Source organism: Nocardia mexicana NBRC 108244, assembly GCF_001613165.1.
GTDB lineage: Bacteria > Actinomycetota > Actinomycetes > Mycobacteriales > Mycobacteriaceae > Nocardia > Nocardia mexicana.
On the sequence record NZ_BDBV01000171.1, the window covers coordinates 1 to 2268 of the forward strand.

Sequence of the window (2268 nt, forward strand, 5' to 3'; positions counted from 1 at the left end):
CAGCTGCTTTCGATGCCTGGAGAACATGTTCGACCGACCGGACCGGCCCACCGGCCTGGTGAAGGAGAAATATGTCCACCGACACCGATACGACGTCTAGATCGGATTCCCCGCCGGGGGGTTCGTGGTCTGCTAGGTTTTCGTCGATCACCCGCCATGATCTGCCTGCGTCGATCGTGGTGTTCCTTGTTGCCCTGCCGTTGTCGCTGGGTATTGCTATTGCTTCGGGTGCTCCTATCGCGGCGGGTTTGATCGCGGCCGCGGTGGGTGGCATCGTGGTCGGTGTCCTGGGTGGGTCTCCGCTGCAGGTCAGTGGCCCGGCCGCGGGTCTGACGGTGGTGGTGGCCGAGACCATCAACCAGTTCGGCTGGAAGACAACCTGTTTCATCACGGTCGCGGCGGGTCTGTTGCAGATCGTGTTCGGGTTGTCGCGGATCGCGCGGGCGGCGTTGGCGATCGCGCCGGTGGTGGTGCACGCGATGCTCGCGGGTATCGGTGTGACCATCGCGTTGCAGCAGGTGCATGTGCTGCTGGGTGGTTCGTCGTTCAGTTCGGCGTTGGAGAACCTGACCGAGCTGCCCGGTCAGTTGCTGAATCTGCATGGTGACGACTTCGTCATCGGGTTGATCGTGATCGGGATCATCGTGGCGTGGCGGTGGGTGCCGGCGAAGGTGAAGGTGATCCCGGGACCGTTGGTGGCGGTGCTGGTGGGCACGGTGTTGTCGCTGGTGCTGCCCGGTAATCCGGAACGCATCAAGATCGACGGTTCGATCTTCGACGCGATCGGCCTGCCCGGCATGCCCAGCGGTGATTGGGCCGGTGTCGCGTTGGCGGTGCTGACGATCGCGTTGATCGCGAGTGTGGAGAGCCTGCTGTCGGCGGTCGCGGTGGACAAGTTGCATACCGGTGCGCGCACCAACTTCGATCGTGAGTTGATGGCTCAGGGCGCGGCGAACGCGACGTCGGGCCTGCTCGGTGGCCTGCCGGTCACCGGTGTGATCGTGCGCAGCTCTACGAATGTGGCGGCGGGCGCGAAATCGAAGGCGTCGGCGTTGCTGCACGGGATCTGGATCCTGGTGTTCTCCATCGCGCTGGTCGGGGTGGTGCAGCAGATCCCGAAGTCGGCTCTGGCCGGGTTGTTGATCGTGGTCGGTGTGCAGTTGGTGAAACTGGCCCACATCCGGCTCGCGCACCGCACCGGCGACCTCGCCGTGTATGCGGTGACCATGGTGTGCGTGGTGTTCTTGAATCTCCTCGAGGGCGTGCTGATCGGGTTGGCGTTGGCGTTCGCGCTGCTGCTGTGGCGGGTGGTGAAGGTGTCGGTGCAGGCCGCGCCGGTGACCGGCACCGACCGGTGGATCGTCAGCATCGACGGCACCTGCACATTCCTGGCGCTACCGAAACTCACCAAAGAGCTGGCGAAGGTGCCCACCGGCACCGACGTGCTGGTCGAGCTGACCGTCGACTTCCTCGACCACGCCGCCTACGAAGCCATCCACGACTGGGCCCGCCAGCACGAATCCACCGGCGGCAACGTCGAATTCGTGGAGATCGGCACCGCCCGCATGGAACACGCCACCGCCGGACCACCCAAACGCGGCCGCGCCCGCGGCATGCTCGACGAGGTCCTGGGCCCGTGGCGCGACCGCAGCGAGAACCCGGTCGGGGACGGTGTCGCCGCCTACCACCGCAGCCACGCCCACGTCGTGCGCCCGCACCTGGACGAACTGCGCGACAAGCAGGACCCGCACTCCCTGTTTCTGACGTGCGCGGACTCGCGGATCGTGCCGAACGTCATCACCAACTCCGGTCCCGGGGACCTGTTCACCGTCCGCAACGTCGGCAACCTGCACCCCGCCGACGGCTCCGACGCCTCGGTCGAAGCCGCCCTCGCCTTCGCGGTCGACAACCTGAAAGTCCGCAACGTCGTGGTGTGCGGGCACTCCTCCTGCGGCGCCATGAAAGCACTGCTGTCCGGGGTGTCCGCGGGACCCGGTTTGGACAACTGGCTCGCCCACGGCCGCCCCAGCCTCGACGCCTACACCGCCGGACACCCCGTCCGCGTCGCCGCCGAGGCCGCCGGCTACGACGACGCCGCCCAGCTGAGCATGGTCAACGTCGCCGTGCAGCTGGAGACGTTGAACAGCCACCCGGTCGTGCGCCGCGCCGTCACCGAACGCGGCCTCACCGTCTCCGGCCTGTTCTTCGACATCGCCACCGCCTGCGTACTCGAAGTCACCGTCGACGGCATCAGCGAAATCACCGACC

2 protein-coding genes are annotated in these 2268 nt (G+C 66.6%); one reads left to right on the forward strand and one right to left on the reverse strand.

Annotation, left to right across the window (positions count from 1 at the left end):
- Window positions 1–274: hypothetical protein (locus NM1_RS44420; protein WP_246011795.1), on the reverse strand; the 274-nt coding region annotated here is incomplete at its 3' end.
- On the opposite strand from NM1_RS44420, the gene NM1_RS40615 reads away from it, so the two are divergent.
- On the forward strand, window positions 180–2268 hold a 2089-nt coding region (locus tag NM1_RS40615), incomplete at its 3' end, for a SulP family inorganic anion transporter (protein WP_246011794.1). The genes NM1_RS44420 and NM1_RS40615 overlap by 95 nt on opposite strands.